Source organism: Vulcanithermus mediatlanticus (genome assembly GCF_055385885.1).
Map to the genome: position 1 here is coordinate 154,133 of NZ_AP042384.1, position 25,818 is coordinate 179,950.

Here is a 25,818-nt window from a genome sequence, read left to right on the forward strand (position 1 = left end):
CCTCCGGGGGATCGCTTTTGCCCACCCGGAGGGCCTTTCGCTGTTGATGGCAACCGCGGGCATACGTTCCGGCCCATTCCAGGGGCGCCAATGCTTTGGAACGTTCGCCACACCCCGCCGGCCCCTTGTCTCGAACAGGGGCGGGCCCGGCCACGAGGCCAGATCTTCCTACGAAGAACCCCCACCTTCATTCCGGCCCGCTTCGGCCTTACCTTCGTCGCAGAGGCCCAGGTAGGGGCAGGCGGCGCATCGCGCGGAAGGGGTGGGGTCAAAAGCTCTGGAACGGATCCCTTCCACCACCTTTTCCGCCTCCGCCTCGAGATCGTGAAGAGGAACCTTCACCAGGCGGTCGTGGCGCAGGTAGGCAAGGTACGCCTCATCCCGCCCCAGGGCCCGGGCGTAGGCCCAGACCTGGAGGGCGTGTTCACCGGGCTGGACCTCGCGATCCGTCTTGAAGTCGAGGATCCAGCCCGGTCCCACAAGGTCCGCGATCCCGGAAAGCGTGACCCCCGCGACCTCGATCGACAGGGGGACCTCGCGCCCCTCTGCCTCGCGGCGGAACCGCTCGTAGGTAGGGGACTGGAGAAATGCCCGCGCGAGTTCGGCGGCCTCCCGGACGGCCTCCGCCGGGAGGCCCGGGTCAAGCCTGGCGAGGCGTTCCTCGTCTGCTGTCCCCCTTGCCAGGGCCTCGTGGGCCAGTCTGCCGACCCGGCGGGCAACGGCCGCCTCCTCCCCGGCCCCCGGGTGCCCCCGAACGTGGGCGAAGTGGAACCGGCGGGGGCAGAGCCGGTAGAGGTCGAGCGCGGTTACCGGCAGCCCGGAGAGGGCCAGGGGAACCTCGCCCACGATCTCGGCTTCGGCCAGCTCCGGGGCGGGCGCCCCGGAGAAGGGAGGCAGGAGATCCTCCTCTTCGGGGACGAGTTCCTCGACCCCGGGGAGGTGGTCCCTGACGACCTTCCAGGCCCCTTTGTCGCCGGCGGCTGAGACCACCAGCCGGTCGGCGGCCCGGGTCATGCCCACATAGAGCAGGCGTAAAAGCTCCTCGTTCTCGGCCTCTTTGCGCCGCGTCTCGATCAGCGCGTGGATCCCGCTCGGTTCTTCCTCACTTAGAGCGACCCCGACTTCGGGGTCGAAGAGGGCTGCCGGCTTTTGGCCCCGATTCGCCTCGTGGTCCAGCCCGGCGAGAAAAACCACCGGCCATTCGAGTCCCTTGGCGGCGTGGATGGTGAGGAGGGACACGGCGTCGCCGGCGGCAAGCGGCGGCCGGTCGAGGCGAACCCCCGCAGCCAGGAGTTCGCGGAAGCGTCGGGCCACCGCGAAGGTATCCTCATTCCCCCGTTCGAGCTCCCGCACCAGGTCCAGGAAGGCCCGCCAATCGGCGAGGCGGCGCCCGGCCAGGGGGAGGTTGGCAAGGACCGCGGTGTAGCCGGTGAGCCGGTCAGCCATCTGCAAAAGGCGGCTGGGTGGTTCGTGGCTGCGGGCCGCGAGCAGCCTCTCCAGCACTTCCCGGGGCCGCTCGAGGGCGGGGTCGCCTGAGGCGAGGACCCGCTCCCACCAGTCTCCCTCGCCGCCGGCGTGCGCCTGGAGGGTGCGGTCGGACACGGCGAAGAAGGGGCTCCGGAGGACCGCGATCAGGGCCAGGTCGTCGGCTGGATCGGCGAGGAAGCGGAGAAGGGCGAGGCCATCCTTGACCTCCCGGGCTTCGAGGAGGCTCCCGCCACGGGTGAGGACCGCCGGTACCCCCTCGGCCAGGAGGGCGAGCGCGATGTCCTCCAGCACCGACCAGGCTCGCGCGAGTACGGCGAAGTCGGACCAGTGGGCCGGGCGGACACGCTCGGCCTCCCGGTCCCAGACGAGGAGTTTCCCCTCGACCCAGCGGCGGATACGGCGGGCGACCTCGCGGGCCTCGGCCTGCCGGCGGGCGGCCTTGGTGTTGCCAGTGGCCACAACGAAGGCCTCGAGGTGGGGGCCCTCGTGGGGTGGGTTACGGTCGGCGGAGAGGGGCTCGAAGTCCGGGAGGAGGCCTTCGAAAACTCCGTTGACCGCTTCCACCAGGGCGCTGTGGGTACGGAAGCTCCGGCTGAGGAATACCTGCTCCGGGGCCTCCTTCGTGGCGCGGGAGAAGACCCGGGGGTCGGCCCGGCGGAAGCCGTAGATGGACTGTTTCGGGTCGCCGACCAAGGTGAGATCGCCGGGTCCGAAGAGGGCGTGGAGGATCCGCTCCTGGACGGGATTGGTGTCCTGGTGCTCGTCTACCAGGGCGTGCTTCCAGCGCTGGCGGTAGTAGTCGCGTACGGAGGGGTCCTCGAGGGCCCGGAGGGCATGGGCCTCGAGGCCGGCGAAGTCGAGGACCCGGTCGCGGAACCGTTCGGCTTCAAGGCGCTCGCGCACCTTGAAGAAGGCTTCCTTAAGGGCCTTCCAGGCACGCTCTTGGTCTTCGGTGAAGCGGAGCCGGAGGGCCTGCTTGGCGAGGTCGCGGACCGCCTTGATCGCCTCCTTGACCTCCAGATGGCGGGTCTTGCCGCCGGGTAGTTTGAGGCTGGATGCGCGCTCCCAGAAACCCTCAGGGTCCTCCTTCCAGGCGATGAGGAGCTCCGCGCGAAGTTCATCCAGCCTGCCGGAAGCCTCCTGCTGACTGAGGATCTCCATGTGGACCCTGGCTTCCTCAAAGTGGTGATTTTGCTCCGCACCGAGGAGCGCCCCCATCGCCTCAGGGTCCTTGTTGAAAGCCTCGCCGGCCGCCACCGGATCGGCGAGGAGCTCCTCCAGGGCGCCCAGCAGGAGGCTGTAGGGCACGGCCCGGAAGACCTCTTCCGGAAGGCCGGCCACCGCTCGGGGCAGGTGATCCCTGAGCCAGAGGGCGGCTTCGACCTCGTCCTGGACCCGGAAGTCGGCAGGGACCCCGGCGGCCTGGGAGTGCTCACGGCAGATCCGGGCGGCGAGGGCGTGAATGGTGCCGATGGGGGCGGCCTCGAGCTCGGGGACAAGCCCGGGGCGGGCATGCCTCAGCTCGCGGCGCAGGCGGGCGCGAAGTTCCGCGGCGGCGGCCTCGGTGAAGGTGACGGCCACGACCTGGAGGGGAGAGAGTCCCCGGTCCAGGAGCGCCAGGTAGCGGTGGACCAGGGTGCGGGTCTTGCCGGTGCCCGCCCCGGCGATCACCGCAACGCCACCGGGGGCGCGGATGGCCCGTTCCTGCTCGGGAGTGGGCTTCACCGCGCACCCCCTTTCCGCCAGAGCCTGGGCCCCCGCCGGCAGACGAGATCGAACGGGCAGTACCGGCAGGCGTACTCCCGGGTGTCCGGCTCCACCCTGAAGTCGCCCGCCTCGAGGTGGCGGCGGAGCCGGTCGGCGAGGGCCTCGAGTGCGCCATCCACGATCTTCGCCTGTTTGGCCTCGGCCGCGCCCACCAGGAGGTAGTAAGCCTGGCCCGGCTTCAGGTCAGGGAAGAGGGTGGGGGCCATCTCGCGGTAGAGGGGGAGCTGGAAGTCCAGGTTGAGCTTTCCCTCCTTGCCCTTCACTCCCTTGGGGGCGGACTTCCCCGCCTTGTAGTCGTAGAGCACCACCCGGTCCCCCACCCGGTCGGCCCGGTCAACGCGGCCCTTCACCCGAAACCCCCGCCAGTCGGCCTCGTTGAAGGACCGCTCCACCGCGAGGACCTCCGCCCCCTCCTCGGCGAACCCTTCCGAGGCCACGAGCCGCCGGAGGCGGGTGAGGTATTCGAGCCTCTGACCCGGCCAGCCGGGGAGGCGGTCAAGGCCCATCTCCGCCTCGACCTCGGCGAAAGCTGCCTCGAGGCGTTCCTCCGCCCGGCGGGGATCCTGGCCGGGGCGGACCGCCCGGGCCAGGATCTCGTGGTAGAGCTTCCCCCGGGTAAGGTCATCAACCTCCTCGGGGGCTTCTTCTGGCTCGGCGAGTCCCAGCAGGTGGCCCGCGAACCAGCGGAAGGGGCACCGACCCAGGGCCTCGAGCTCGGTGACGGCAAAGGTCCGGCCGGTGGGATCCACGGGCACCCCGGTGACACCGTCGTGCGGGTCCGGGTTTCCCGGCCCCTCCCGGGCCATCTCTACCCGCCAGGCGGCGCGGGCGCTTGTGAGCACGGGATCCCCCACGTCCGCCGGCCCCCGGCCCTGAAGCCGGTGCATGCGGACCTCCTCCGGGCTCGCGGCCAGGGCCTCGGGCTCGGCCCCCTCGCCGAAGGGGACGAGGAAGGGGCTCGGCTCCCCGTCGCCGGGGTTCCAGCTGAGGATCACGCGCTCGCGGGCCCCGGAGAGGAGGGCGAAGAACTGCAGGGCTTCGCGGTGCGCTCTCTCGGCGGGGGACTCGACGGGAAAACCCGCCTGTTCCGCCCGGCGGAGTTCGAAGAAGTCGAGCGCCGGGTCGTCCCGAACCGGCGGCGGGAACCGTCCCTCGGTGAGCCCGAAGACAAAGAGGTGGTCGAACTCGGCCCCGGCGAGCGAAAGGGGGGTGTGGAGCTCGACCCCGCCCCGTCCCGGCGCGGCGGGGACGGTCGCGGTGACGAGGAGTTCGGCGACGTCGGCGCGGAAGGTATCGAGGTCGATTTCCTCACCGGGATCGGGGAGGAAGCGAAGCCCCTCCTCGAGGGCGGCGAGGGCGAGGAGCTCGCGGGCCCAGTACAGAGCCCGGGCCCGAATCCGCAGCGCACGGAATAGCTTCAAGAGCGCCCGCGCAAACCCCTCGCGGGTGGCCCGCCCCGGGAGAGAGAAGAGGGCCTCCGGGGCGCCGAGATCCCGCCAGGCCCGGGGGCCGGCCGGGTGCTCGGCCCGGGCCCGGCCCCAGGCCTCCCCGGCAAGGCCCGGCCCGAGGGGATGGGCGAGAACCCGGGCGGTGGCCTCGAAGGGGAAACCAGCAGAGGCAGCTTCGAGAAGGCTCGCGACCCAGCCGCCGATCCGGGTCTCGGCAAGGGGGACGGCGTAGAGGGCGCGGAGGGGAATCCCGTACTCCCACGCCACGGCGAGGGCGAGAGGGCCCACCTCTGCGTCGTCGCGGGCAACCAGGGCGATGCGCTCCCCGGGAACGCCCTCGAGGAGGAGTCGCTTCACCCGGGCGAGAACGCCCCTCACCTCGGCCTCGCGGTCGCGATACCGGTGAACCTCGAGACTCTGGCTCGGGGTGGCCTGGTCTCCGGAAAAGCATGCCGCCGCCAGCTCGCCCGGGCTCGCGGGCGAGCCGCGCTCGTTCAGGACCTTCCACTCCCGTTCGCCGAACCACCCGGCCGTTTGCCGGGAGAGCTCAGCAAAGGGGGCTTCGGGGCCGGGGAGGACGAGGACGCTCCCCTCCCCGGCGACGGCAGCCAGGAGGGCCCGCTGGTCGAACCCGAGGTGCGGGTAGCCCCAGACGTAAAGGGGCTCGCGCCGCCCGTCCGCGGCCCGGTGGAGGACCTCGCCGGGGTGCACCCAGCCGCCCTCCGCCAGGGCTTTGCGCAGGGCCCGGGCCTCGGCCGCCCGCGCCCCGAGCCGCCCTCCGAGTGCTTCGAGCCGCTCGAGGTCGGCCCCCGAGCGCAGGAGGCCGGCCAGCGTCCCGCCGACCGCCCGGGCCTCCCCGTCAGGATCGGGGCTGCCCAGCTCGGCGAGGACCCGGCGCAGAGCCCGGGCCACAACCAGGGGCGGGGCGGGAACGGCATCCGGTGGAAGGCGCCGCCTCGCCAGGGCCTCGAGGCTCACATGGGGGACCCCCAGCCGTCGGGCGGCGTGCCGGTTCGGGGTCACCACCCGCTGGCCCGAGGGCGGGGGTTCGGGCTGCCAGGGATTGCGTACGTAGACGGTCTTCATAGGCCTTCCCTCATGACACCACATGAGCCGGTCGGCAGCCGGGTCAGGTAACCTCCTGAACGGATCCGGACCGGATCGGGAGAACGGAGCTGCTTCCGCGACGGGAGGGCGCCCGGTGACGCGCTGAGGCCCGGCGGCATCTGGTTCGAGCATAATGAAACAGGGAAGCATGCCTGACGGCGCCGGCAAAACCATATCCCGTCTCAGACCCATTCCCTTGCGCGAGCTCTGGAAGCACGAGGCACGGGATTTCTCAACATGGCTTGCAGAGAACCTCGATTATCTGGGGGAAGTTACCGGGATGAGTCTTTCCTTGGTTGAGCAGGAGTCCGCCGCCGGCGACTTCTCCGTGGACATACTCGCTGAGGACGCTCACGGCAACCCGGTGATCATTGAAAACCAGCTGGAGAAGACCGACCATGACCATCTCGGCAAGCTCATCACCTACATGAGCAACCTGAACGCCAAAACCGCGATCTGGATCAGCAGCCAGCCACGCCCGGAGCACGAAAGAGCGGTGCAGTGGCTGAACGAAACCCTTCCCGCCGACACAGCGCTGTACCTGATCAAACTGGAAGCGTACCGGATCGCCGATTCACCCCCCGCACCCATGCTCACGGTCGTTGCCGGCCCCAGCGAGGAAAGCAGAAAAATCGGAAGCCGCCGCAAGGACCTCGCGGAACGCAACCTCCTGCACCGGGAGTTCTGGCAGAGCTTGATCGAGAAACTGCAGGGAAGGACCCGTCTCCACGCCAATCTCTCCCCCTCCACCCAGCACTGGCTTAGCGCGGGCGCTGGGAAAGGCGGGCTTGGCTTTAACTACGTCATTCTCAAAGACGGGTGGCGGGTGGAGCTTTACATCGACACGCCGGACCAGGAAATCAATAAACGGTATTTCGACTATCTGTATGAGCAGAGGGCAGAAATCGAAAGAAACTTTGGCGAACCCCTCCGTTGGGATCGCAAGGATGCCAGACGCGCCTCCAGCATCGAGTACGTGGCTCGCGGCAAGCGAGGGCTGAAAGACCACGACGCCTGGCCGCAAATCCAGGAAGAGATGATCGACGCCATGATTCGCCTGCACAAGGCGCTCGGTCCTTACGTGAAGAAGCTCTAACTGGGGAATCGCCATGTCTCTCCTCGCCGTGGTTGATGCTGAGAGGCCCGGCTCTTGGTTCCCAGCGTCCGGTGCCAGGGCGCGCCACGGTGAAGTACTATCGCCGGTTCCCTAACATGAATCTGTGATCCTCGTCGGCACCGCCTCCTGGACCGACCCCACCCTGATCGAGGCGGGGTGGTATCCGCCGGGCGTGGCCAGGAACGCCGAGAAGCGCCTTCGCTACTACGCCGAACGCTTTCCCACCGTCGAGGTGGACTCGACCTATTACGCCCTGCCCTCGGAGAAAAACGCCCGGCTCTGGGCGGAGCGCACCCCCGAGGGCTTCGTCTTCAACGTCAAGGCCTTCAGCGCCTTCACCGGGCACGGGCTGGAGGCCCGGGCCCTGCCCAAAGACCTGCGGCCGCTGCTGCCGGACCCGGAGTTTCGGGGGAGGCTTCCCCAGTCAAAGGTTTCCCCCGAGCTGGTCGAGGCCCTCTGGGAGCGGTTCGTCTCGGCGCTTTGGCCTTTGCAAGAAGCGGGGAAGCTGGGGTACGTGCTCTTCCAGTTCCCGCCCTGGTTCCGCCCCTCGGAGAAGGCTTTCGAAAAGCTGAAAGAGGTCAGCACCCGGGCCAGGAGCGCCGGGATACTGCCCGCGGTCGAGTTCCGCCACGCCTCGTGGTACGGGGAGGGTGTCTGGCCAGAAGTACGGAACCTTCTCAGGGCGTGGGAGCTCGTCCACGTGGCGGTGGACGCGCCAAGGGCGCCGGGGGCGCCGCCGCTCGTGCCCGAGGTCACCCACCCGGAGGCGGCCGTCCTTCGCTGCCACGGGCGGAACGAAAAGACCTGGTGGAAGCGCACGAAAGCCGCCTACGAGCGCTTCAACTACTGGTACTCAGAAGAAGAGATCCGGGAGCTGGTGGAGGTGGCCCGGGGAATGAAGGCGCAGCGGACCTTCGTCATCTTCAACAACAACTACGGGACCCAGGGGGTGGAGGCGGCGGCGGTGTTCATGCGGAGCCTGGAGACGGTGTGAGTAAAGTGCGGAGCGATCCCGGAGCAGGTCACGCCAACAGGGCCGCCACCACCACGAAGGCGAGCAGGATCAGGTAATAACCAACTATGGCCAACAGCGCATGCAGACCCTTCCTTTCTCCGGCGAGGCGGTAGGCGACATAGCCGCCGGCGGCGAAAGATCCCACACCCACGATCGTCGTCTGCATATCTTCTTGCTCAACGGCAAAGCCGACAAGAAACGTGAGAAGAAGCCCTGCTAGCAGGATGGTGAGCCACGCCCACCCCAGAGCGCTCCACTCCAATTTCATTCTGTCCCTCCTCAATATTCGAGGATACCGTAGGGCACAGAAGACGAGCGCAGGCGTACTTCGAACCTTCAAACAACCACACACCTGTTTTTGAAGCGAGCCCGGGCGCAACAAACAACATGATGCGCTCGGATCGTACCAAGCGCGTGCACCGAACGCACGGCCGCCGGCCGCATCCGCACGGCACGGACCCGGAAGGGGCAGGGCTGTTCATTCGCTGCCGCACGCTTGTGCTGCCGAGGTGACTTAGTGGGAGAAGGCCATGAGATCTATTGCTTGCTCTCCGCTTTGCCGGCGGCAGCGCGAGCGCGGGTCAGACCACGCCCGCGGCTACTCGAAGAAAAATCCGCGCGGCGTAGAGGTGTGCTACCTTGATACTAAGGAGGTTTCTACATGGCACTAACCAGCCCGGCGCGTCCCACCAACCCCCTGCCGCGCTTCGCCGAGGTCGCGACGGCCCTGGGGATGAGTCGCAAGGAACAGGCGGCGTTCCTGGGGCTGTCACGAAGCAGCTACTTTCGATTCCTGAAGGCCCCGGAGGTTGACCCCGGCGTGGCCGCCCTGGCGGAGTTCCTGCCGCGAGCCTATGAACACCTGCTCGAGCTCTTCGGAAACGAAGAGGACGTCCGCAACTGGCTCCTATACCCCAATCTCGCCCTAGGCCGCGTGCGACCCTTGGACCTGCTGCGCAGCCTGAGGGGGTACGAGGCGGTCCTCGAAACCGCGGCGCAGGGGGTCTATGGGGTCTACTGAACTGTTCCTCTGGCGCGCCTACGACCCAGACCGCCCTTTCACCCAGCGACCGGACTTCGACCCGCTATCCGGCGAAGGGGCTTCGTTCATCAGCGGGCGCTGGCACACCGCCCGGCCGGACGTGCGGATCGTCTACGCCGCCGAGCACCCGGCGCTCGCCCTGCTCGAGCTCTACGTCCACATCGAGCATGCCCTGCACCGCTACGCCCTCGTCGAGTTCCTCGTCGAAACCCCGGGCGTGACCCGGCCCCCGGCTTCGGTGCTGGAAGCCCTCGGCGACGTGCGCGTGACACGCGCTTTCGGGAACGCCTGGTACATGGGTGATGCGAACCCTGTCCTCGAGGTGCCCTCGGTGCTGGTCCCCAAGGGGCTCAACTACCTGGTGCGTATCGACGACACGGTGCGTCTGAAGCGCCTAGGGGTGACAACCTACCCGCTCGACCGCCGGCTCGCCGCGCGCCTTTGAGCACCAGACCGTGCTCGATGATATCTCTGCACGCCCGTAAGCCGCCCCCGATAGAATTCCCTTGAATCACGAGTTCCTGAAGCCCGCCGACCGGATTGCCGGACTCGACTTTTCGGAGGCCGAACGCCTTGCCTGGAAACTACCACCCCGCTTCCAGGGACTGGCCAACCTCGGGTACCCCCCACTTAGTTTGTCCATAGAGGACCTCCCTTCTCCGGAAGTGGTGCCCGCCTTCCTATCGATTCGGTCTCAGGGGTGTGTATACGGACTCAGGGGTATCATTTTACTAAAAGCGTAGGTTCGGAGGTGCCCTGGTAATGTCGAAGAAGAACGTAACTTCCAGGCGGGCGGTCATTCAGGCGAGCCTCGGGGCCGGGTTGGGGCTGGCCGGCCTTTCCTCGCTCTTCATCGCCGGCGGCCTCCGCCCCAAGAAAGAGATCACGCCCGAATCCGAGCCGATCAAGGAAGGCGACACCTTCGTGATCGCCCAGGGCCCCGACAAAGGCAAGCCCGTCACCCTGGACACGCTCCCCCTGGGCGGGCCCTTCGTTCTCGCCTGGCCCATGGACCCCAAAACCAAGGTGGTCAAAAGCGGCGAGCGCAACAACCTCTCGATGATCATCCGCTTCAACCCCGACGAGTACGACGCCGAGACCAAAAAGAACTCGGACCAGGGGGTCATCGTCTACTCCGCCATCTGCACGCACCTGGGCTGCACCGTCAGCGACTGGCTCGCCGATCAGAAGATCTTCCTCTGCCCCTGCCATAAGGGCCTTTACGACCCGCGCCAAGGGGCCAAGGTGGTCGGTGGGCCGCCACCCCGGCCGCTCCCCATGCTCGTGACCAAGGTCTCGGGGGGCAAGGTCGTCGCCGGCAGCGGCTTCCTCTCCCCGGTGGGGCCGCTCGGCACGCTCGCCAGGAACAAGGCCCAGGTCTAGGGTGGAGCCACCCGGGGAGGTGGGCTTCCCGTTCATCGGAGCTCCGGTGGGCGTGGGCGTAGGCCCATTCGCTGCCAACGAAGCACCCGCTGGAAACGCCTGGACTGGAAGATTTTGGCGTTATCGGTCATCACCGCCCTCACTTGGATACCCATCCGCCGGTGGCGCCGCAGGGCTCTGAGCAGGAAGGCAGTCGCGCTTTCCTTGCGCTCGTCTTGCCTCACCTCGGCGTAGACCAGCCGGCTCATGTCGTCCACCGCGGCGAAGACGAAAGACCAGCCGGGCGAGCGGTTGCGATCCTTTCGGTTCTGGGTCACCCGGTGGCCGGGCCTCTTAAAGCGCGCGAGCTTCTTGGTGTCCAGGTGCAGGAGGACCCCGGGAGCCTCAACCTCAAAGCGCCTGGGCAGGGGCTTGGGGTCCAAAACGGAGAGCCGGTTGAGCCCCCTGGCTTTCAGGATGCGCCCCGCCGTGCTCTTGGAGAGGCCGAGCCTATAGGCGATGGCGTGGCGGGCCAGCGGCGTCTGCGGAGTTCGATGACGCGCGTGCGGACCTCCTCGGGAGTTTGCCTTGGGCTCCGCCTCGGTCTTGAGCTCCGGTCCTTAAGACCAGCCTCGCCCTCCTCGCGGTAACGCCGGAGCCACTTGTAGGCGGTTCTCGGGCTAACCCCTTGCGCCTTGGCCGCTTCCCTTACCACCAGGCCTTCGTGGATAATGCGGAACACAAGGATGCGCCTTGCTTGGTAGGTGATTCTTGCGGAGCTTCACTGGAGCCCCACCTCTCGTGCCCAAAGCCATTCCCTCACAGGCACCAGAAGTATGGGGCTCCAGTGAACAACGTGTTGGGAGGTTACATTCCTGCGCCCTGTTTGGGGGCCCGCACGGACGTGCTCAAAGGCTTTCCACCGCCACTGAGGGTTCCAGGGGGTTGAGGAACCGCACGCTCTCGAGCACTGCCCCCGTGGGGAAGTCCTCCGAAAGGACCACCGGGATGCCCTGGAGCCGGGCGATCGCCCAGATCTGGGCGTCGTAGAAAGCCAGGCTGTAGGCCTCGACCCCCCGCAGCGCTTCCAGGACTACGGGCGGGGTCAAGGGGAAGACGGGAAAGGCAAGAATGAGCCGCTCCACCTGGCGGGCCGCCTCTTCCGGACTCAACGGCGGCTCCAGCTTGCGCAAGGCGACGCTGGCGAATTCGGAGAGGGCCTGGACGGGAAGCGCGGCGTTCCCCTTGCTGGCGAGATGATGCAAAACGGCCTTCGCCCGGGCCTGCTTCCAGGGATTCCGGGCGTCAAGGGGATAGAGCAGCAAGTTGGTGTCCAGAAGGTAACTGATCAGCGGCCCCACCGTCCCCGTTCGGCATAGAGCTCTTCCCTGTCGAACCGCCAGTCTTCGGGAAACCGGTGTTCCGCTGCGAGACGCTGAGCCTCCTCCAGAAATTCGAGGGCCGCAGCCTCCGCCCCGGGCCGGGCGCCGGCCTCCGCACCGGAGAGGAAGCGGTCCAGGGCGCGGCGGACAACCTCCGCCTCGGGAACACCCAGCTCCCGGGCCATCTTCTTCAGGAGGCGGTCCTGGTCCTGGCGCAGGTAGAGCTGCTTTCTTATCACGTGCCAATTATACATCAGCTACATTACATGGCCCCCGTTGCTCGGTCGCCCGGCCTGACCCCGGACTTCCGGAGCTGTACATATCCCTTCAAAGCCCCGGGGGAGCTGCCGCCGGCCGTCCGGCGGGGATTGGTTTCGCTCTGCACGCCGGGGTGTGCATCGAGCGGGCTGCCCGGGCTCCTCTCCCGCCCCTACTCCACGCTCGCGATGCAGTTCACGCAGCAGGGGAGACGCGTGCATTTGAAAGGGGGCTGGTTTGAGGGAAACCAGCGGCGCAGCCGAACGATTCGCTCGTACGCCCGCGCCGAGGCGCCGATGGTCGGCCTGGAAGAGCACGTCAATCTCCACCGTGCTCCGCGGCACACCGAGCACGTCAAGGCTTGCGCCAGCCGTTTGAAGGGGAGGCGGTAGGATCGCCGCCAGAATGCATCCCCGACTTTTTTGGTGAGCCATCGGATTGCTGGCTGCAACCTCACAAAACATTGCCCATTGGAGCACCCTTCGTTAGTGCCAGCGAAGCAGCTCCGCTCCTCCAGACGGTCCCGGCGGCAGAACAGCCTGGGTAATCAGGCGCCGGTTCACAGCCGGGGCTTAGCGTGAATAACGCGGCGGGTAGCTGCATCTAGGCGGTCACCATGAGCGTCTACGATCAGACGGTCCAGCCCAACAGGGAGACAGCGTTGGGCTGCACGTCGTGAGCCGGCCAATAAGGGTGGGGTCTCCCTGGAAAGGTTTGTCGGGCAGCGCTGTATTCGTCTCCTCCAAGAGCGGAAACTTCAGTTCTTGCGGTAAGTTTTGGCTATGGCATGAGGTTTCGATCCACCAGCTCGGACACGGGGAGCGCCTGGGGGATGTAGCCAAGCTTCTTGAGGATCCGGGCCACGGCTTCCATTTGGCGGAGTGTGGCCTCGCTCACCCCAAAGCCGTAGCGGATGCGCCGGCGCGCCTGGGCGATCACGGTCACGCCGTCCACGGTTCCTTTGGGGGTTTTGACCCCGTTTGGGAAGTACACCCGGGCGAGGAGGCGGTTGACCGCCTCAGGCCGGGCCTCGGCCATCTCGGCGGCTTTCTTGTGCGCGCGGAGTAAGGCGCGAAGGACCTCGGGTTTTTCCTCGATGACGTTTTGGGTCGTGGCGAGGACCGGGCCGGTTGACTCGGGCCAAACCTGGTTGATGTCGTAGACCGGGACGAGCCCGAGCTGAAGCCGGGCGATGGTGGTCCAGGGCTCGAGCATCACCGCCGCCTCGATCCGGCCGGTCGCGAGCCCCGGTACCAGGTTGGGGGCCTTGGTGTAGATGAGGGTGAGGTCGCTCGCTTTGAGCCCTGCGTCCTTCAAGACCTGGCCGCGGAAGAGCACGTCGGGCATGCTCCCCTTGGGGAGGACGCCGACGCGGCGGCCCTTGAGGTCCTTGGGGCTCTGGATGCCGCTATCCGCGCGGGCGATGACGACTAGGTCAAAATTGGCTGCTTTGCTTAGGATCTTGATCGGCGCCCCGCGCACCGCCCAAAGATAAGCGGGGGCAAAGCCCACGTAGACCGCGTCGAGCTGACCCGAAATCAGGGCCTGCATCATGGTGGGACCGTCGCCGAAGGGCGTGAGCTCGATATTGAAGCCGGCTTCTTTGTAGAGCCCGAACTCCTCGGCTACGAGGGGAAGCGCCGCGGGGAGGACGTTCACGTAGCCGACGCGGGCCTTGAGCTGGGCAAAACCGAGGCCCGCAAGCAGGGGGATCAACACTAGAAACTTACGCATGGTGTACCTCCTGAGTTTCGATGCCGAGCAGGCCGAGAATTTCCCGTCTCAGCCTTGAAATCGCACGATCATCGCGGGCTCTGGGCCTTGCGATTCGGACAGGGACTTCGGTGACGACTTCGGCCGGGCGTGGCGAGAGCACCACGATCCGGTCCGCGAGGAAGAGAGCCTCTTCGACGTCGTGGGTGACGAGGAGGACCGTCGGGCGGCGGGCGTTCCAGAGCGTGAGGAGCTCCTCCTGGAGCTTGAGCCGGGTGAGCGCATCGAGGGCCCCGAAGGGTTCGTCGAGCAAGAGCACCTCGGGCTCCAGGAGGAGCGCCCGGGCGAGGGCTGCCCGCTGGCGCATGCCGCCCGAGACCTGGTGGGGGTAGTAGTGCGCGAATCCCGCGAGGTGGACGCGTTCTAGCCAGGCGCGGGCCTCCGCGCGCGCCTTGTTCCTGGGGACCCCGGCCACCTCCAGGCCGAAGGCGACGTTTTGGTCCAGGGTGAGCCAGGGGAAAAGCGCCTCTTCCTGAAAGACCAGGATGCGTTTGGGGGACGGTCCGGTCACCGGCGCGCCCCCTACGGTGATCCGGCCCGAACTGGGGGGCTCGAGCCCGGCCACGAGCCGAAGCAGGGTGGACTTTCCGCATCCCGAGGGGCCCACGAGCGCGGTGAAGGTCCCGGGTTCGGCCACCAGCGAGATCGGCCCCAAAGCGGTGAGCGTACCGTAGGTTTTGGTAACGTTTTCGAGCCGGATCATCTCCCTTCCCCTTCCGCGTTGCTCACGCGTACCTCCAGCGCAGGAGCCGGCGCTTGGCGAGTGCGAAGAGGCCGCCGTCAATGGCTGCCGAAAGCAGACCGATCACGGTGATGCCGAGCAGCACCCGCGCCACGTCCCCCACCTGCGAGGCCGTGGCGATGGACCAGCCGAGCCCCACGTTGGTTCCTCCGAACATCTCGGCGGCGATGAGGGCCCGCCAGGCGTTACCGAAGCCGGCCTGGGCACCGGCGAGAAGCGTGGGGAGCGACGCGGGGAGATAAATCCGGAGGGCCAGCTGCCAGGGGCGGGCCCCCAGGTTACGCGCCGCGGCGACATGCAATTCGTTCATCTGCTCCACCGCGGCCACGGCGTTGATGGCGATGGGGAAGAGTGCGGCTAGCGTAACCACCCAGAGGATCGCCCGGTCGCCAAAGCCGAGGAGCAGGATGAGCAGGGGCAGGTAGGCGATCGGGGGCACGGACTGGAGGATGGAGAAGAGGGCCCGGGCGTAGGCGCGGAAGGTGGGTAGGACGCTGGCAAAAAGCCCGACCGATACACCGACCGATACAGCGAGGGCAAACCCCGCCCCAAGTCGGGCAAGGGATCGCCCTACCGAAGACACAAACTCGGAATCGCGCGCGGCGGTTGGGAGGGCGCGGAGCACCTCTTCCGGGGACGGGAGCAAGTAGGCCGGAAGCGCGAGCGAGGCCAGTTTCCAGGCCAGAAGCAGGCTTCCCGCGGCAGAGAGCAGTGGCCAACCACGTCGTAGGGTACCCATGATCATATCTGTAACAGGGGTATTATGCACCGTCTGTAACTCGTACTACATCCACGCTTCGGCATCGTGCTAGCTGTAACCTCCCAGCACGTTGCTCGCTGGAGCTCCATAGCCTGATGCCTGTGAGAGGAGGGGTTCCGGTGAACATCCACAGGAACGCGCGGCTCACCTACCAGCCAAAGCGCATGCTTGTGTTCCGCGAAGGTTTGCCGGCAGGGGAAGCGACCAGGGTCCTGGGGTCAGTCCAGGGACAGCCTGCAGGTGGCTCCGGCGCTACCGGGAAAAGGTGGGGAACGGGGGGCTCATCTCTCCCGCCGACTGCGCTCATGGAACTGGCAGTACCATTGCGCTTTGACCTCGCTCCCTGCCCTGCCAGCAGTTCTGTGCGCAAGGGGATAGGGGCCCGGGATAGCACCTGGCTGAGATCGGCGACCTATACCATATATGGTATAGTGGGTATGTGGAAAAGACGACGCTCTACCTCCCCTCCGATCTTCACCGAGCCTTGAAAGAAGCCGCTAGGCAGGAGGGTAAAAGCCAGGCCGAACTCGTCCGTGAAGCCCTGGCAGCATACCTCGCCAAGCGAAAGAAGCCTGAGCTGCGCTCGTTGGGAGTGGCGGAGGATGAGGAGCTTTCCGGTCGCGAGTCCGAGGCGTGGCTCGGGAAGGCCTGGCTTGAGCGATGATCACCCTTGATACCTCGGCGCTGTTTGCGCTTTTGAATCGTAAGGACCCTGACCACGAACGAGTAACGAGTGCCCTCCTGGCCGATGCGGGGCCTTATCTGGTGCCCTCGGGCATCCTCGCCGAGATCGCCTACCTCACTGAAAGACGTTTGGGCCCCAGGGCCCTTAAGGCTTTGCTTCAGGACCTCGAGGCCGGCGCTCTCGCCTTGGAATGTGGCAACGAGGATCTGCCGCGCATCCGCGAGCTCGTGGCGCGGTACGCGGATCTGCCCCTGGGCTTTGCGGACGCGGCGGTGATCGCAGTGGCGGAGCGCAGCGGCGGCAGGGTTCTGAGCCTGGACCGACACTTTCATGTTGTGGCCCGGGAAGGCACCATTCAGGTCTTTCCTTAGGCGGCTAGCTGTGCAGTCTCACCACGTTGTTCACACTAAGCCCCAACCGCGAGACCGGGGCCTGGTTGCCTGGGCGCTTCTGGGGTCAGTGTGAGCATAAGCCCGCTCGTCCAGCCGGGCTCGGGCGAGGCACACCACCTTCCCGTTTGTTCTCGGGGTGTATGGCGATGGCCTTTCGTGTCGAACCCCGGCTACCGGAGCACCTGCTGGAACTTCCCTGGCTGAAAGACCCTGGCGGAGCGGGGCGGGGGTGGGGAGCGGGTGAACCCCTTTGGCAACCGCAGGCTGAACTGGGCGGTGCACCTGGTCGCCCTCAGCTGGCTGCGGTGGTCCCCAAGAAGCCGATGGGAGAAGAAGCGGGGCGAAGGCAAGAGCAAACTGGGCGCGCTGAGAGCGCTTAGACGACAGATCTCCAGGGGGCTCTACCGAGTCCTAAAGGTGCACGCCTCCCTGCTCGCCAAAGCGGCTGGACACACAAGGCTTTCGGTCAGGAAGACGGTGGCGCCCTTTTACTCGCCCAGTTCGGATTGCGGCCATGTTGCCGGCTTCAGCCTCGGGAAGGAAGCAGGGCGACCTCGGCGTGTCTCCGCAATCCCCTCTCCAAGGTGGCGAGCCCGCTTTTCGTTCGCCGGGCACGGTGCATCAAGAAGGCGTCCACCAGGCTGAGCCCGCCGCTCCCGGCGTCTTCCAGGGCTGGCCGGAGATCCTCTTCGTCCTCGAGCTGGATCCCGTCGCGGTCGAGCAGGTCGAGGATGGCGCTGGCCGCCTCCGCGCGTTCGACCTTGTAAAACGAGGTCAGCGTGTAAAAAGCCTCGGCGACGACGAGCGGGTGGACCGTCAGGGTGTAGCGGCCCTGCTCGGCGCCGCGAAAGACCTCGAGGGCCCAGCTCGCCTGCTCCGGTGGCTCGCCGGTTAGCAGACGCAGCAAAAGGCTGGTGTCCAGAACGTAGCGATCTACGGTTTTTCCGCCCACGCCGCCTCCCGTGCCCGCTTTTCCTTCTCTTCCCCGGGAAAGCCCCGCTCGCCCTTCAGCCGGCCGAGGAGCGCCTCCAGGGGAACCCGCCTCCGGGGACGGAGAACCACCTCGTCGTTCCGGAGCTCAAAGACCACCTCTTCCCCGGGGCGAAGCCCGAGGGCTTCCCGGATGGCTTTGGGGAGGGTGACCTGCCCTTTACTGCTGATCCGGGACTTTACCATAGTGCCTTACACCTTACCATACCCAGGAAGTAAAGCCGAGTTTAACCCTTTCTAGCTCGCTGCAGAAGGATCGGAACCCGCCTTTTAAAGCAGCGAGCCCGGGAGCCCGCGAATCCAATCCCAAAGCCATTCCTTCGCAGGAACCAGAAGTATGGGGCTCCAGTGAACAACGTGTTGGGAGGTTACATCTAGCGCCCGATGTAGGACCGGCCGATGTCTTGATGCCGGCGAACACGGTGCCAAAGGGGATCCGCCGCGCGCTGGCTACCAGGGCCGGCCGAAAACTAGGGGGCAGGAGGGCGATGATCTTTGGCTGCGGTGATGAGCGGGTCCTTGAGGCCGAGCATTTTATGGCAACCGGTTGCAAGAAAAGCGACTCCTGGATCCGCAAAGCCTAAGGCATGCAGGCTTCGCAATACTCAGAGGAGGACGGGCTTTAGACCTCGCTGTTATTTCACCGGATCCTCTCGGTTCCGGCCGTCCGCGGGTTCCATGCACCGGTGTTCTAGCGCATCGATGGGCGTGAACAGAATGCAGGGTAGGGGGTTGTGCCGCCCAAGGAGCACGGCCGGTAGGGTCATGACCTCGCACCCCGCATCCGCACGCCATGAAGCCAAGAGCAGAGACAGACCCACGTAGAGGGCGGCCCCGATAAAACCCTCCCCGTGCCCGAAGATAAAGCCGTGGGGGATTCCGGCCAGCATCACCGCTCCGGTCACACCGTTGGATAGGAATCCACCGAGACGGGGAGATAGGTGCAGCCAGCCCCGGCTCAAACCCCAACCGAGAAACGTGTAAAACAGAAACAGAAAAGCGAACACCACCGCCACGCGCAGGGCGTAGGCGAATGTCCAGCTTGGCAGCAGTAATGCTGCAAGAACGAACAACATGCCTACTGCAAGGCGAACAACGCGGCCTACGAGTCGAGGGCGCAGGTCCCATCCAGTCCCACCCATGCTTTACCTCCAGGTTCAGCCGAGTGCCTGCGCCAGGTATAGGACTCGGTCAATTTGGCCAAGATCATCCCATGGCCCTCACAGTCTACCCGCGGTGACCGAGCACGTGCTGGCGGCCAACACATTTGAGATGCTTCGGGGACCGAGTCACCTCAAATTTCTCCGGGGTTTCCATGGGAGCCGGGAGAGGCAGGGGATCCCGTTCGCCGATCGCATCCGGCCCCCTCTTCGAGGCTTCGCCTCGCAAAGCCCATCGGGCTATCGCTGTCCCGGAACCGCCGCTCATCTACCGACCTGGTCGCCTGGCGGGTCCGTAGACGGTGAACCAAAAAGGAGCAGAGCAGGCATCCAAAATGCCCCGGCTGACGTAACCTTAAAGGGGTGTTGGAGCAGCTGATCCGCCAGGTGGCCGGGGGTTCGGAAGAGGCCTTCGCGTCGCTCTACCGTGAGCTCCGACCCCAGCTGTTTCCAATGCTGCTCCGCATGCTGGGAACCCCTGAGGAGGCCGAGGAAGTGTTCCACGACGCTCTCCTAAAACTGAAGGAAGCGGCTCGCAACTACGACCCGCAAAGAGCCGGGGCGGCTACCTACGCGCGTGTGATCGCGCGCAATCTCGCCCTTTCCCGTCTCCGTTCCAGGAAAGCCCGGCCGCAACGCCTGGAACCGGACATCCACCAGATGCCCCATGCGGCGCCCGCAGACCCGCCGCCACTCGACGACCGCCTCCGGGTACGGAGGGCGCTTTCCAGTCTCGATCCCCTCGAGCGACGGCTGCTCGAGGCGGCCTTCTATCAGGGCCTGACCCACCGTGAGCTGGCCGAAACCTTCAACCTGCCCCTGGGAACGGTAAAGAGCAAACTCCGGCGGGGGTTGATCAAGCTTCGCCGGGCACTGGGGGAACCGTGAAACACCCGCACGAACTCCTTCCCGACTATGCCATGGGACTTCTCGATGATGACGCGCGTGAGCGCGTTGAGAGCCACCTGGCTCACTGCCCGGCCTGCAGCGGCGAGGTTCGGGCGCTCCAGGAAGCCTACTATGCCCTTCCGCTGGCGCTCGATGTCCCGGCATCCTCCAGGCGCCGGTCCCGAGGCCTTGTGCTTTTGGTCGCGGCGGTCGCGGCCGGCCTCCTCCTGTGGTTCGCGATCCCCGCCTACCGTCAGCTCCAGCTGGAGGCCCGGATCCTCGCCCTTCTGGCCGAGCCCGGGACCCGGGTCGAGACCCTTCGGGCCGCCGACGGTCGCTTTTTGGGGCGGGTCGTTGTTGCCAGCAGGGGAGAGGCCGTTTTTCTGCTCGCCGCTCCCCCGCCCCCGGGCCAGGTGTATCAGGCCTGGGGACACACCGAGGCGGGGCCTGTCTCGTTAGGGGTGACCGGTGGGCGGATACTCAGGGTTCGGGTGTCGGGCTTTCAGGCCGTAGGGGTCAGCCTTGAACCTTCAGGCGGGAGTCCCCGTCCCACGCATCCATTAGGCAGGGTCCCGCTTTGATGCATCCGCCTTCATCTCGCGTGCGTATTTAGGGATGGAGGTGAAGATGCGGCTCTATGATCGCAGGCAGGTACTCAAAACCATCGGCGCCTTGACGGTCCTCCTGTCCGCCCCTCGCGGGCTGGCGGCCGGAACCAATGGAAAGATGAAGCTCGAGGCCCAGGCCCGGACCTATCCCGATGACTTCACGGGGCTCGTCGTTCCCGGGGGGAAGCCTTTCGCGGCAAAGCCCGTCGGCCAAACGCCGCAAGGCACGAGCGTTCTCATCCGTATTGAAAAGCAGCAGCCCCTGCACTACCACAAGACCCACGCGGAGGTGGCCTATTGCCTTTCCGGCGAAGGTTACGCCGAAGTCGCTGGCGAGGAGACGCCCCTTCGCCCGGGGCTCGGCGTGCTCATTCCCCCGGATACCGCCCACGCGTTCTATGGCCGTATGGATCTCCTTTCCCGGTTTAGCCCTCAGCTCGCCGGGGATGTGATCCTGGTCAAGGAGGGGCCCGGCCCTCGTGCTGGCGCGCCGATTCCCTTCGCTTTCGCCACCGCGCCCGTGGCCAGGGGAAAGCGCTTTTCCGCCAAACCCCTCGCCAACCACCAGCTCGCCACGGCGGTCGCGCTCAACATCGACGACGAACAGCCCCTCCATTACCACCGCAGCAAAGATGAGGCCATCTACGTCCTCGAAGGCTATGGCGGGATCGACGTGGAGGGTCAGCTTTATCTGGTGAAACCGGGCAGTGTGCTCCTGATCCCCGCCACGGCCCGGCACAAGCTCGCCGGCCGCTTCCAGGCGCTCTCCGTCTTTACCCCAGCCCTGGCCGGGGACGTGGTATTCCTCTAGATCGCCGGGCCGTTGCCCGCACCGGGTGCCGGGGGTGAGGCCCGCCTGGCCGGCTGCCCTGGAATGGGGACGGCCGGGTGAGGCGCTCCGCCCTGCGGGCGTAGGCTAAAGTATGGACCGCACCCTGTTCCATATCGGCGAGCTTGCGCGAAGGTGTGGTTTGAATCCGCGTACGATCCGCTATTACGAGGCGAGGGGTCTCCTGCCCCCGCCCCAAAGGACCTCCGCAGGGTACCGTGTCTACACCGAGACCGACCTCGAACGCCTCCGCTTTATTCGAAAAGCCAAGCGGTTGGGTCTCACCCTGGAGGAAATCCGGGAGATCCTGGTACTGCGGGACCGCGGGATGCGGCCCTGTCCACGGGTGAAGTCTCTGCTCCGACGAAAGATCGCAGTGATCGAAGAGAGGCTACGCGATCTGGAGGCCTTAAAAAAGGAGCTGACATGGCTACAACGGGAAGCCGAGACGCTCAGCTCCGAGAGCGCCGTTTTCTGCGGTATCATCGAACACCCCCTGACGAGGGCTTGACCTTCTAGTCAGCTGGAAGGTGTAGGTTCGTTCACGGGGCAAGTCAATGGCGTCAGGGGTTACCGCACCTTCCCGCCGGCTTCTGCTCAAGATCGGGGGGATGTCTTGTTCGTTTTGCGTCTCGACGATCACGCGAGGCCTGGGGCAGATGGAGGGCATCCTTGAGGTAAGCGTAAGTCTTGCTCATGAAGAGGTCCTCGTCGTGTACGACCCGGGCCGCACGAGCGAGGGACGTATTCGGGCAGTGCTCGTCGACCTCGGGTACACCTTGCGCGACCCGCGGCGGGAGAGGGCTTTTGAGGAGGAGAAGCAGGAACTAAAGCGCGCGCGGGTCCGCCTCTTTTGGGCGCTCGGGTTTACCGCGGCAAGTGCCCTTCTGATGGGTGCGCGCTGGCTTGGCCTGGGGTCGCAGGCGGCCATGGAGCCCTTGATGCTCGCGCTCATGCCCGCTCTGGCTCTGGCTACGGTTTTCGGGCCCGGTTCTTACATTCTGCGGATGGCGTATCACGCCCTTCGCCGCGGCATACTCAACCAGCACGTCCTCCTGGAGTTTGCGGCTTTTTCCGGGCTTTTGGGGGGCGCCCTTGGCCTTGTGGGTCGCGTTTTCGAAATTCCCTCGCTCGGCTTTCCGGCGGCCGACTTTTTCGCGGTGGCGACTTTCGTAACCGCTTACCACGTACTCTCGGGGTACACCTCGCTCGTGGTGCGGGCTCGAGCCTCCGAAGCGGTAAGGAAGCTCCTTTCCCTGCGTCCGCCAACTGCGCGGATCGTTCGGGGCGGGGCGGAAGAAGAAGTTCCCTTGGAGGCTGTTCGCGTCGGGGATCTGGTACGCGTGCGGCCCGGGGAGGCGATCCCGGTCGACGGGGTGGTGGTCGAAGGGAATTCGGTGGTGGATGAGAGCCTGGTGACGGGGGAGCCCCTGCCGGTCGAGAAGGTGCCGGGAAGCGAGGTGGTCGGCGGTTCCGTAAACGGGCCGGGGAGCCTCCTCGTCGAAGTGCGGCGGGTGGGCGAGGAGAGTTTCCTGGAGCGGGTTGTACGTGCGGTGGAGGAGGCACGGGCCCGGAAGCCTGGCGTGCTCCAGCTCGTCGATCGGGTACTCCGGTACTACGTGCCTGCAGTGATAGGGTTTGGCGTGCTGGGGTTTGGGGTTTGGACGCTGGGTGCCTGGCTCCTTCTCGGCGCGGCGGATATTCCGCGCGCGATCTACGCAACCCTTGCCGTTTTCGTGATGGGGTACCCCTGCGCGCTCGGGATGGCTTCTCCGCTTGCCATGATCCGGGGTGGAGGCGAAGCCGCAACGCGGGGCATCCTCATCCGTTCCGGCGAGGTCTTTGAAGCCTTCAAAGACGTTCGGGTGGTGGCCTTCGACAAGACCGGAACGCTCACCCAAGGGAAGCCCGGGGTTTCCGCCGTGGTTGCGCGCCCGGGCGTGGATGAGGTTGCGGTGCTCCGGCTGGCGGCGGCGGTTGAGGCCCGTTCCGAGCATCCCCTGGGACAGGCGGTGGTTGAAGCGGCGCACGCCCGTGGGCTTGGGATTCCCGAAGCACTGGACTTCAGCGCGTCTCCCGGGCGAGGCGTGGAAGCCACGGTGGAACGGCGTCGCATACGCGTAGCAAGCCCACGCTTCCTGAAAGGGGCCGGGGTCGACTGGGGCGGGCTTGATCGGGAGTGCGCCTGGTTGCAGGCGAGAGGGATGACCGTCGTCGGGGTTGCGGTTGGAGGTGAGGTCCTTGGCTTGATAGCCTTCAGCGATTCCCTTAAGCCCGAGGCCAGGGAGGTTGTGCACAGGCTCCGGGCGAGGGGAATTCGGCCGCTCCTCCTTACGGGAGATCACGCCCGGACCGCCCAGGTGATTGCCCATGCGCTTGGCATAGAGGACAAGGACGTGCACGCGGAGCTCCTTCCGCAAGAAAAGGCCGAGCGTGTACGTGCCCTCCAGCGGGAGGGGGTTCGCGTTGCGTTCGTGGGCGACGGAATAAACGACGCCCCTGCGCTGACTCAAGCCGACGTGGGCATCGCGGTCGGAGCCGGCACCGACATCGCGATCGACTCTGCCGATGTTGTCCTCGTGGGAAAGCGACTTGTTGCTGTGGTAGAGGCGTACGAGATCGCCCGGCGGACGTACCGGAAGACGGTGGAGAACCTCCTATTGGCCTTCACCTTCAACGGTGTCGGCGTACCCCTTGCGGCCACGGGCCTGGTGCACCCGGCCTGGGCCATGGCGGCCATGGTGGCGAGCGTGAGCGCGGTGCTGTTCAACTCGTTTTTCGGGAGGCTCATTCCCCGTTAGCACGGCCGCGCCGGACTCTTTTCCGGGATGGCAGCTGGGTCGGACATCGGTCACCGAGGTGCCTCGCGCTCTATCGGAAAGTACCGGCCCGGTGTGTTTCATAGCATCTGGAACGGGGTATTTCGCGTTCGCGTACACCGTGCTTTGGGGCAGGGCAGAGGAAGGCGGAACCGAACGGGGGGCCAGAGCGTTAAAGATTTGCTGAAGGCGCTTGCAATTCAACGAAGAACGCCCCTCACAGAAACCGGGCGCAGGAGGCTGTCGGCTTTAGCCGACAGAGCGCCCTTGCCCCTCCCCCGGAAAGCTGACGGCTTTAGCCGTCAGTAGCTGACCTTCCCCTGCCCCGAGCTCGTCCACACCCTGAAGTTCCAGGCAAACCGCCTCTCTAATTCCGCTATAGATGAGCTCCCATGTCCCGAGGGGGTATCGCGTGGCCCTGACATGCCGGCCAACCTCCCCGCGCATGGACTTACGGAGGAAAGCATCCGCTCGCTCCAGGAACCGTCTGTATTTTTCACAAACCTCCGCCGGAACGGAAAACTCGAGATCTGGAGACGGCGTCCCGGAGTCGCTGACCTCGGGAACAAGGGGGATATCAGCTTCCAGCTCGATCGGTTGCCCGTTGATCACGCACTCACACATCCCGCCACCTCCGCTATGGTTTGACTCTTGCCCCTGAATTTGTTGCCCAACAACCCGTAAGGCTTCACCCCCCGAAGCGCTGCCCGTTCAAGACCGTCCAGCGGCCCGGAATGCTCGGAAGCTATCCACGTCCGGGGGTGCGACCGGTGATGCCCTTAGCATAGACGCCCAGGACCGGCGGCCTGCAGGTCCGTACCGAGCGGACGGTTACCGGGGCCTAGAGTAGCGCCCCTCTCGCGAGCCACTCGCATCGTCTCGATCTCCCATAGAGCCTCCGGTCCTCCTATCTTCGCGCAACCGGCGGCGCCGGCCTGCCGTGGGCCTACGCTTGAAGTGGGCGGCGAGCGCTTTGATCTCCCGTGCTGGAGTAAAAAACCTCAAAAGTGGGTTGCTTGCGGGGATAGGGGAGGAGCGGGTCGTCGTGGCTGCCCCAACATCTCTGGGGCTCTGCAGATGAATAAACGAGTCAAAGACGACGTGGCCAGTGTGCCAGCCACACCGTGCGCAAGCACGGGTTTCGCACCGATAAAACCCTGAGTTCTTCCCGCGACAGCGCACGTATTCCGGTGCTGCTCAGGCTCTCAGCATTCCCCGGAGTGCTTTCATGTCGGCTTCTTCTTCCCTGGCAGGAACCGCAATCATCCCTCAGCGGGATGTTCTGGGGTCGGAGTGCTTCGAACGCTTCGGGAGGTAGCGCCCGCCTGCCGGAGGATGCTTCGGCGTGTGCCCGCGGCGACCTCGTTGTGGGCGGGCGTGATGACGATACGAACCATTGAAGCCGTCTTTACGGACGGACCTAACACGGCCTCCTCTCTGACTGTGGACGGTAAAGCCAAGGATTTCCAGGCAACACACCACTTCCCGCCTAAGCGTTGCTAAGTTCGACCTCAACCTCGTGCAGTCTCGGGAACTCGGTGGGCGTGGGGGGTTCGAAGCAGAGGGTCAGCGCCTCCTTGAGGCTTTCCAGGGCCTCGGCTTCGGTACGGCCCTGGCTGGCCACGTCCACCTCCAGACACTGTGCCACGTACCAGTCCCCCTCTTTCCAGACGCTGGCGGTGAACTTGCGCTTCATATTTCCACTCTACCCGGCCCATCGAAGAAATGATGTCCGCCACGCGTTACGCAAGCCCGCCAAAGACTTCAGCGCGCTGCGGGAAAGCTGCGTCTACCCGTGGTCTCTTGTTGCATCATTCCTCAAGCGGCCTGGCGCCAGGGGGCAAAAGGCGCATCGCCTCGCGCGCAAGTCGCTCCAGCACCCGGGCCTTCTCAAGCGCAGCCTCCGCCACGCGGAGCCGGTCGGGGAAGATCACCGGGCTGGTGTCCGCGGGGTCACGGGCGCTGGGCGCGAGCAGGCCCTCGAACCCGGCTGCGCGCTTCCCGGCCCAACCGCATCGAGGTCGGGACCCGCCCCTCTGCCAGCACACGGACGAAGTCCTCTCGGAGGAGTTCCCCGAGCTCCGGGCACGCCTTACGGGCGAGCGCTGCGTCCACGACCAGCAGCTCGGGGAGCCGGAAGCGGACCGAGAAGACCACCACCCCACCAGGGGCCTCCACCAGCGCTC

Annotated in this window: 28 protein-coding genes; 12 read left to right on the plus strand and 16 right to left on the minus strand. The window is 66.0% G+C overall.

What is annotated here, in order from left to right; all coding sequences use genetic code 11:
* Nucleotides 1-168 precede the first annotated feature (168 nt).
* Both ACZ5BT_RS00730 and ACZ5BT_RS00735 read right to left on the minus strand, forming a co-directional pair.
* Complete coding sequence (locus ACZ5BT_RS00730; RefSeq protein ID WP_464883648.1) at nucleotides 169-3,213, minus strand: UvrD-helicase domain-containing protein; 3,045 nt, start codon at nucleotides 3,211-3,213, stop codon at nucleotides 169-171.
* Complete coding sequence (locus ACZ5BT_RS00735; RefSeq protein WP_464883649.1) at nucleotides 3,210-5,789, minus strand: PD-(D/E)XK nuclease family protein; 2,580 nt, start codon at nucleotides 5,787-5,789, stop codon at nucleotides 3,210-3,212. The genes ACZ5BT_RS00730 and ACZ5BT_RS00735 overlap by 4 nt, the downstream gene beginning before the upstream one ends.
* A 169-nt stretch (nucleotides 5,790-5,958) precedes the next feature.
* Here ACZ5BT_RS00735 and ACZ5BT_RS00740 point away from each other — a divergent pair, with 169 nt between their 5' ends.
* Both ACZ5BT_RS00740 and ACZ5BT_RS00745 read left to right on the plus strand, forming a co-directional pair.
* On the plus strand, nucleotides 5,959-6,906 hold the full coding sequence (locus tag ACZ5BT_RS00740) for a DUF4268 domain-containing protein (protein ID WP_464883650.1): 948 nt from the start codon (nucleotides 5,959-5,961) through the stop codon (nucleotides 6,904-6,906).
* A 124-nt stretch (nucleotides 6,907-7,030) separates the two neighbouring features.
* Nucleotides 7,031-7,921, plus strand: coding sequence for a DUF72 domain-containing protein (locus tag ACZ5BT_RS00745; RefSeq protein ID WP_464883651.1), 891 nt, complete (start codon nucleotides 7,031-7,033; stop codon nucleotides 7,919-7,921).
* 28 nt (nucleotides 7,922-7,949) lie between these two features.
* On the opposite strand, the gene ACZ5BT_RS00750 is transcribed toward ACZ5BT_RS00745, so the two are convergent.
* Nucleotides 7,950-8,210 (minus strand): hypothetical protein, encoded by a 261-nt coding sequence (locus ACZ5BT_RS00750; protein WP_464883652.1) that lies wholly within the window; start codon nucleotides 8,208-8,210, stop codon nucleotides 7,950-7,952.
* A gap of 393 nt (nucleotides 8,211-8,603) precedes the next feature.
* On the opposite strand from ACZ5BT_RS00750, the gene ACZ5BT_RS00755 reads away from it, so the two are divergent.
* The 3 genes from ACZ5BT_RS00755 (at nucleotide 8,604) to ACZ5BT_RS00765 (ending at nucleotide 10,367) form a co-directional block, all read left to right on the plus strand.
* Entirely contained in the window at nucleotides 8,604-8,963 is a 360-nt protein-coding gene (locus ACZ5BT_RS00755) for an antitoxin Xre/MbcA/ParS toxin-binding domain-containing protein (protein ID WP_464883653.1), read from the plus strand.
* Nucleotides 8,950-9,429, plus strand: a complete 480-nt coding sequence (locus tag ACZ5BT_RS00760; RefSeq protein WP_464883654.1) for an RES family NAD+ phosphorylase — start codon at nucleotides 8,950-8,952, stop codon at nucleotides 9,427-9,429. Before ACZ5BT_RS00755 ends, ACZ5BT_RS00760 begins: the two co-directional genes overlap by 14 nt.
* 317 nt (nucleotides 9,430-9,746) lie before the next feature.
* Entirely contained in the window at nucleotides 9,747-10,367 is a 621-nt protein-coding gene (locus ACZ5BT_RS00765; RefSeq protein WP_464883655.1) for a QcrA and Rieske domain-containing protein, read from the plus strand.
* Between the two features lie 32 nt (nucleotides 10,368-10,399).
* Here ACZ5BT_RS00765 and ACZ5BT_RS00770 read toward each other — a convergent pair whose 3' ends face one another.
* From ACZ5BT_RS00770 to ACZ5BT_RS00800, 7 genes are all read right to left on the minus strand, one after another.
* Nucleotides 10,400-10,789, minus strand: coding sequence for a DDE-type integrase/transposase/recombinase (locus ACZ5BT_RS00770; protein WP_464883656.1), 390 nt, complete (start codon nucleotides 10,787-10,789; stop codon nucleotides 10,400-10,402).
* Nucleotides 10,790-10,818: 29 nt separating this feature from the next.
* On the minus strand, nucleotides 10,819-11,115 hold the full coding sequence (locus ACZ5BT_RS00775) for a leucine zipper domain-containing protein (RefSeq protein WP_464883762.1): 297 nt from the start codon (nucleotides 11,113-11,115) through the stop codon (nucleotides 10,819-10,821).
* 139 nt (nucleotides 11,116-11,254) lie between these two features.
* Nucleotides 11,255-11,707, minus strand: a complete 453-nt coding sequence (locus ACZ5BT_RS00780; RefSeq protein WP_464883657.1) for a PIN domain-containing protein — start codon at nucleotides 11,705-11,707, stop codon at nucleotides 11,255-11,257.
* Nucleotides 11,695-11,967 (minus strand): ribbon-helix-helix domain-containing protein, encoded by a 273-nt coding sequence (locus ACZ5BT_RS00785; protein WP_464883658.1) that lies wholly within the window; start codon nucleotides 11,965-11,967, stop codon nucleotides 11,695-11,697. The genes ACZ5BT_RS00780 and ACZ5BT_RS00785 overlap by 13 nt, the downstream gene beginning before the upstream one ends.
* A gap of 799 nt (nucleotides 11,968-12,766) precedes the next feature.
* Nucleotides 12,767-13,720 (minus strand): ABC transporter substrate-binding protein, encoded by a 954-nt coding sequence (locus ACZ5BT_RS00790; protein WP_464883659.1) that lies wholly within the window; start codon nucleotides 13,718-13,720, stop codon nucleotides 12,767-12,769.
* Nucleotides 13,713-14,462, minus strand: a complete 750-nt coding sequence (locus tag ACZ5BT_RS00795; protein ID WP_464883660.1) for an ABC transporter ATP-binding protein — start codon at nucleotides 14,460-14,462, stop codon at nucleotides 13,713-13,715. The genes ACZ5BT_RS00790 and ACZ5BT_RS00795 overlap by 8 nt, the downstream gene beginning before the upstream one ends.
* Nucleotides 14,463-14,484: 22 nt before the next feature.
* Nucleotides 14,485-15,240 (minus strand): ABC transporter permease, encoded by a 756-nt coding sequence (locus tag ACZ5BT_RS00800; protein WP_464883661.1) that lies wholly within the window; start codon nucleotides 15,238-15,240, stop codon nucleotides 14,485-14,487.
* A gap of 460 nt (nucleotides 15,241-15,700) precedes the next feature.
* On the opposite strand from ACZ5BT_RS00800, the gene ACZ5BT_RS00805 reads away from it, so the two are divergent.
* Nucleotides 15,701-15,925 (plus strand): ribbon-helix-helix domain-containing protein, encoded by a 225-nt coding sequence (locus ACZ5BT_RS00805; protein ID WP_464883662.1) that lies wholly within the window; start codon nucleotides 15,701-15,703, stop codon nucleotides 15,923-15,925.
* Entirely contained in the window at nucleotides 15,922-16,317 is a 396-nt protein-coding gene (locus tag ACZ5BT_RS00810; protein ID WP_464883663.1) for a type II toxin-antitoxin system VapC family toxin, read from the plus strand. The genes ACZ5BT_RS00805 and ACZ5BT_RS00810 overlap by 4 nt, the downstream gene beginning before the upstream one ends.
* 547 nt (nucleotides 16,318-16,864) lie before the next feature.
* On the opposite strand, the gene ACZ5BT_RS00815 is transcribed toward ACZ5BT_RS00810, so the two are convergent.
* The 3 genes from ACZ5BT_RS00815 to ACZ5BT_RS00825 form a co-directional block, all read right to left on the minus strand.
* Nucleotides 16,865-17,290 (minus strand): PIN domain-containing protein, encoded by a 426-nt coding sequence (locus tag ACZ5BT_RS00815; RefSeq protein ID WP_464883664.1) that lies wholly within the window; start codon nucleotides 17,288-17,290, stop codon nucleotides 16,865-16,867.
* Entirely contained in the window at nucleotides 17,272-17,514 is a 243-nt protein-coding gene (locus ACZ5BT_RS00820) for an AbrB/MazE/SpoVT family DNA-binding domain-containing protein (RefSeq protein ID WP_464883665.1), read from the minus strand. The genes ACZ5BT_RS00815 and ACZ5BT_RS00820 overlap by 19 nt, the downstream gene beginning before the upstream one ends.
* Before the next feature lie 449 nt (nucleotides 17,515-17,963).
* Nucleotides 17,964-18,404, minus strand: coding sequence for a hypothetical protein (locus ACZ5BT_RS00825; RefSeq protein ID WP_464883666.1), 441 nt, complete (start codon nucleotides 18,402-18,404; stop codon nucleotides 17,964-17,966).
* A 447-nt stretch (nucleotides 18,405-18,851) separates the two neighbouring features.
* Here ACZ5BT_RS00825 and ACZ5BT_RS00830 point away from each other — a divergent pair, with 447 nt between their 5' ends.
* The 5 genes from ACZ5BT_RS00830 to ACZ5BT_RS00850 all read left to right on the plus strand — a co-directional run bounded on the left by ACZ5BT_RS00830 (nucleotide 18,852) and on the right by ACZ5BT_RS00850 (nucleotide 23,614).
* Nucleotides 18,852-19,376 (plus strand): RNA polymerase sigma factor, encoded by a 525-nt coding sequence (locus ACZ5BT_RS00830; protein ID WP_464883667.1) that lies wholly within the window; start codon nucleotides 18,852-18,854, stop codon nucleotides 19,374-19,376.
* Nucleotides 19,373-19,957 (plus strand): anti-sigma factor, encoded by a 585-nt coding sequence (locus ACZ5BT_RS00835; protein WP_464883668.1) that lies wholly within the window; start codon nucleotides 19,373-19,375, stop codon nucleotides 19,955-19,957. Before ACZ5BT_RS00830 ends, ACZ5BT_RS00835 begins: the two co-directional genes overlap by 4 nt.
* Before the next feature lie 46 nt (nucleotides 19,958-20,003).
* Nucleotides 20,004-20,795 (plus strand): cupin domain-containing protein, encoded by a 792-nt coding sequence (locus tag ACZ5BT_RS00840; RefSeq protein ID WP_464883669.1) that lies wholly within the window; start codon nucleotides 20,004-20,006, stop codon nucleotides 20,793-20,795.
* 112 nt (nucleotides 20,796-20,907) lie between these two features.
* Nucleotides 20,908-21,324, plus strand: coding sequence for a heavy metal-responsive transcriptional regulator (locus tag ACZ5BT_RS00845; protein ID WP_464883670.1), 417 nt, complete (start codon nucleotides 20,908-20,910; stop codon nucleotides 21,322-21,324).
* Nucleotides 21,325-21,370: 46 nt separating this feature from the next.
* Nucleotides 21,371-23,614, plus strand: a complete 2,244-nt coding sequence (locus ACZ5BT_RS00850) for a heavy metal translocating P-type ATPase (protein ID WP_464883671.1) — start codon at nucleotides 21,371-21,373, stop codon at nucleotides 23,612-23,614.
* Between the two features lie 1,507 nt (nucleotides 23,615-25,121).
* Here the strand turns inward: ACZ5BT_RS00850 and ACZ5BT_RS00855 are convergent.
* The 3 genes from ACZ5BT_RS00855 to ACZ5BT_RS00865 form a co-directional block, all read right to left on the minus strand.
* Complete coding sequence (locus tag ACZ5BT_RS00855) at nucleotides 25,122-25,328, minus strand: type II toxin-antitoxin system HicB family antitoxin (protein ID WP_464883672.1); 207 nt, start codon at nucleotides 25,326-25,328, stop codon at nucleotides 25,122-25,124.
* A 115-nt stretch (nucleotides 25,329-25,443) separates the two neighbouring features.
* Nucleotides 25,444-25,566, minus strand: a complete 123-nt coding sequence (locus ACZ5BT_RS00860; protein WP_464883673.1) for a hypothetical protein — start codon at nucleotides 25,564-25,566, stop codon at nucleotides 25,444-25,446.
* Between the two features lie 19 nt (nucleotides 25,567-25,585).
* On the minus strand, nucleotides 25,586-25,810 hold the full coding sequence (locus ACZ5BT_RS00865) for a hypothetical protein (RefSeq protein WP_464883674.1): 225 nt from the start codon (nucleotides 25,808-25,810) through the stop codon (nucleotides 25,586-25,588).
* Nucleotides 25,811-25,818: the final 8 nt, after the last annotated feature.

What these genes read in the sequence shown, in the direction of transcription:
- ACZ5BT_RS00855 (WP_464883672.1), bottom strand. Translation starts at nt 25,328, where the DNA reads ATGAAGCGCAAGTTCACCGCCAGCGTCTGGAAAGAGGGGGACTGGTAC.
- ACZ5BT_RS00820 (WP_464883665.1), bottom strand. Translation starts at nt 17,514, where the DNA reads ATGGTAAAGTCCCGGATCAGCAGTAAAGGGCAGGTCACCCTCCCCAAA.
- ACZ5BT_RS00755 (WP_464883653.1), top strand. Translation starts at nt 8,604, where the DNA reads ATGGCACTAACCAGCCCGGCGCGTCCCACCAACCCCCTGCCGCGCTTC.
- ACZ5BT_RS00790 (WP_464883659.1), bottom strand. Translation starts at nt 13,720, where the DNA reads ATGCGTAAGTTTCTAGTGTTGATCCCCCTGCTTGCGGGCCTCGGTTTT.
- ACZ5BT_RS00795 (WP_464883660.1), bottom strand. Translation starts at nt 14,462, where the DNA reads ATGATCCGGCTCGAAAACGTTACCAAAACCTACGGTACGCTCACCGCT.
- ACZ5BT_RS00845 (WP_464883670.1), top strand. Translation starts at nt 20,908, where the DNA reads ATGGACCGCACCCTGTTCCATATCGGCGAGCTTGCGCGAAGGTGTGGT.
- ACZ5BT_RS00800 (WP_464883661.1), bottom strand. Translation starts at nt 15,240, where the DNA reads ATGGGTACCCTACGACGTGGTTGGCCACTGCTCTCTGCCGCGGGAAGC.
- ACZ5BT_RS00765 (WP_464883655.1), top strand. Translation starts at nt 9,747, where the DNA reads ATGTCGAAGAAGAACGTAACTTCCAGGCGGGCGGTCATTCAGGCGAGC.
- ACZ5BT_RS00760 (WP_464883654.1), top strand. Translation starts at nt 8,950, where the DNA reads ATGGGGTCTACTGAACTGTTCCTCTGGCGCGCCTACGACCCAGACCGC.
- ACZ5BT_RS00750 (WP_464883652.1), bottom strand. Translation starts at nt 8,210, where the DNA reads ATGAAATTGGAGTGGAGCGCTCTGGGGTGGGCGTGGCTCACCATCCTG.
- ACZ5BT_RS00850 (WP_464883671.1), top strand. Translation starts at nt 21,371, where the DNA reads ATGGCGTCAGGGGTTACCGCACCTTCCCGCCGGCTTCTGCTCAAGATC.
- ACZ5BT_RS00735 (WP_464883649.1), bottom strand. Translation starts at nt 5,789, where the DNA reads ATGAAGACCGTCTACGTACGCAATCCCTGGCAGCCCGAACCCCCGCCC.
- ACZ5BT_RS00740 (WP_464883650.1), top strand. Translation starts at nt 5,959, where the DNA reads ATGCCTGACGGCGCCGGCAAAACCATATCCCGTCTCAGACCCATTCCC.
- ACZ5BT_RS00825 (WP_464883666.1), bottom strand. Translation starts at nt 18,404, where the DNA reads ATGTTGTTCGTTCTTGCAGCATTACTGCTGCCAAGCTGGACATTCGCC.
- ACZ5BT_RS00840 (WP_464883669.1), top strand. Translation starts at nt 20,004, where the DNA reads ATGCGGCTCTATGATCGCAGGCAGGTACTCAAAACCATCGGCGCCTTG.
- ACZ5BT_RS00810 (WP_464883663.1), top strand. Translation starts at nt 15,922, where the DNA reads ATGATCACCCTTGATACCTCGGCGCTGTTTGCGCTTTTGAATCGTAAG.